The 2,546-nt window shown below is 51.5% G+C and carries 4 protein-coding genes; 2 read left to right on the plus strand and 2 right to left on the minus strand.

What is annotated here, in order from left to right; genetic code table 11:
• Positions 1-177, plus strand: a 177-nt coding sequence (locus tag JSS95_07550; GenBank protein ID MBS1799663.1) for a hypothetical protein, incomplete at its 5' end; no start/stop codon positions are given.
• Between the two features lie 21 nt (positions 178-198).
• Here the strand turns inward: JSS95_07550 and JSS95_07555 are convergent.
• A complete protein-coding gene (locus JSS95_07555; GenBank protein ID MBS1799664.1) occupies positions 199-768 on the minus strand; it encodes a hypothetical protein in 570 nt (189 codons plus the stop codon).
• Between the two features lie 79 nt (positions 769-847).
• Positions 848-1,492 carry a hypothetical protein gene (locus tag JSS95_07560; GenBank protein MBS1799665.1) on the minus strand — a complete coding sequence of 215 codons (645 nt, stop codon included), beginning with the start codon at positions 1,490-1,492 and terminating at the stop codon, positions 848-850.
• A gap of 498 nt (positions 1,493-1,990) precedes the next feature.
• Here JSS95_07560 and JSS95_07565 point away from each other — a divergent pair, with 498 nt between their 5' ends.
• On the plus strand, positions 1,991-2,422 hold the full coding sequence (locus JSS95_07565) for a transposase (GenBank protein ID MBS1799666.1): 432 nt from the start codon (positions 1,991-1,993) through the stop codon (positions 2,420-2,422).
• Positions 2,423-2,546: the final 124 nt, after the last annotated feature.

Here is a 2,546-nt window from a genome sequence, read left to right on the forward strand (position 1 = left end):
GACGACGAGATATGCAGTCTCGTAGAACACACCATCCACATCCCCAAAGCTCCTGAGATGCTGCTGCCGATACTTGAAGTTGTGCCGTTGCAGCTACTCGCTTATCACGTTGCCGTGAGGAGGGGCTGCGATGTCGATCAGCCCAGGAATCTGGCGAAAAGTGTAACGGTCGAATAGGGTTCAGATCTGGAGATTGAGTCATTCTGCTGCAGCGGCAATCTCAGTGATGGCTGCGACCGGGATTCGAAGAGTTAACCCAGAATTCGGACCCGGCGGTAGTCCCAGAGCAGGCTCAACACCTTGTGTGGTTCGGAGATCGGCCAACACAACCGTGGGATTAACGTAAGTTCCCAATTTCGCTTGAGATTCGATTCGAGGTATCGCAACGCTCTTAGCACGATAAACTTCCAGATCAGGAATACCTTCTGCTATGGCTCGTTTACATAAACCACGCACGAAGTATCGATTGAATTCTCCCTCCCCCATTGTCTGAGAAGCGGTATAAGGAACAGCTGCCCAAGTAGTTCCTCCTTTTGGCTTCTTCTTCTCGTACTGATTAGCAAGACACTGTTCAGCAACTAAAGCCTTTGCAAGAGTGTCGTCATTCCCGCTCTCAGCAGCTATACGCAGGATTGTGGGCCAACGCGTTTTACCGTAAGCATTTAAGAAATTGCTGATGTACATGCTACCCGCTTCAATATCCCAATCAATCTCTTCCACCATGTATTTTCGTGTTTCTGCATCAAGATTTTCGTATGCTAAACCCATTCTTTCTCCAATTCATCTAAAAATCGGGTGCCTCATTCATGCGGCACCCGGCAAATCCCTCACTCGCATATGAGATGAGCTAAGCTGCTTGATCCCATATGTCTGCCAAAGCCTTCGCCAACGGCTTCAGGCGTTTTTCAAAATCAACATCAAGGACAGTCTCAACATAGGTCCTTCCGGTACGAGTGTCAAAGAAACGCATCTGATGGATAGGAACCTCGATGCCTTTGTGTTTGCTGGCTCGACTCATCATCTGCAATATGAGGCGGATGGTCTGTTCGGATCGTGACCGCTTGCTCATTCCGAACTTCCACATCATCACTGTTCCATCTACTTCGGCAAAGAACTCGGGTTGCAGATTCACAGCGACATTCGTTGACACCAAACATTGAAGACGCGGGTTTGGGAAAATTTTTAGCCGTTTGTTGCCGAACTCGGAATAGAAGGCTCTATACGCGATGGTATTCGCCGCAATCCGAGCATCGTTGAGTTTGTCAGTCCAACTGGCTACGATACAAGCTTCTCTCAGAGCCGTAAGCTTTTGATCCATTGTGCCCTTTGGACATAGACGCCCCCGCATCAGCTGAAGCGCGGGCTTGTAGTACACCATCATGCCCTTCGCAGGTCCTGTGACACCCTTTTTGTAGTCTTTGATCACATTCGCGCGCTGCTGCTGCGTACGAGCTTCTAAAAATGCACAAAAACAATTTAGCGAGCAAACCATGTTTGGCACTCCTTCGATAATCGGTCAATGAAAGGTTGACAACCGACATTGGAGTGCTCAAAGATGCAAATGAGCAGACCAAATCGGTCAGCGGAGGCATGGGTCGCCAGCTTTCCTAGGGCAGGGCGACTCATGCCTGGTTACTTTGCTGAAGCGAAGAAAACACAAACTTCGCGCTATATCCAACTTACCATTGAGCATTCGGGAATTGTCAATTCCGAAATTGCATCCAAAACTGTGCAAATCGTGGAAAACGCGGCAGATATGAGTCCCTCTCGCTCACATATATCTAGCTTGATACGTGGGACGTGGGATTCCATCTTGGGCAGCTAGGAGGGTGGCTAAGACATCCAACCCAACCCATACCTCGGATGGCGGGTGGCCCATACATCCAAATCAGCCCATACCTCGGGTGCCCTATCCATGCGGTCTCATCGCATGGGTGGGTCATTCGAGCGAAGCTCAAACCGCTTTCCCCAACCCATCTAAAATCTCACCATGCCCCACGGCCTCGAGCGCCGGCAACAAACCGGCCAGCTTCACTTCATCACCTTTAGCTGCTACCGCTGTCTCCCCTACCTCAATGACACTGCGTCCAAAGGCAGCCTCGAACAAGTCATCGAGAAGGCCCGTCGCTCCCACAACCTCTGCATCTTCGCCTACGTCCTCATGCCCGAGCACGTCCACCTGCTGACGAGCGAGCCGCAAACGGATTCACAGCCCCGCACCCTCGCCTCCTTCCTCAGTGTCGTCAAAGGCGAATCGTCCAAACTCCTCAAAGGCGACCGCGAGAAGTTCTGGCAGACGCGCTACTACGACTTCAACACCTTCACCACCGGCAAATTCGTCGAGAAGGTCCGGTACATCCACCGCAACCCAGTCACTCGTGGCCTCGTCTCACGTCCGGAAGACTACCGCTGGAGCGCGTGATCGCCATCGCCACTGAAGGCGACGACGAGATATGCAGTCTCGTAGAACACACCATCCACATCCCCAAAGCTCCTGAGATGCTGCTGCCGATACTTGAAGTTGTGCCGTTGCAGCTACTCGCTTA

Source organism: Acidobacteriota bacterium (genome assembly GCA_018268895.1).
GTDB lineage: Bacteria > Acidobacteriota > Terriglobia > Terriglobales > Acidobacteriaceae > Edaphobacter.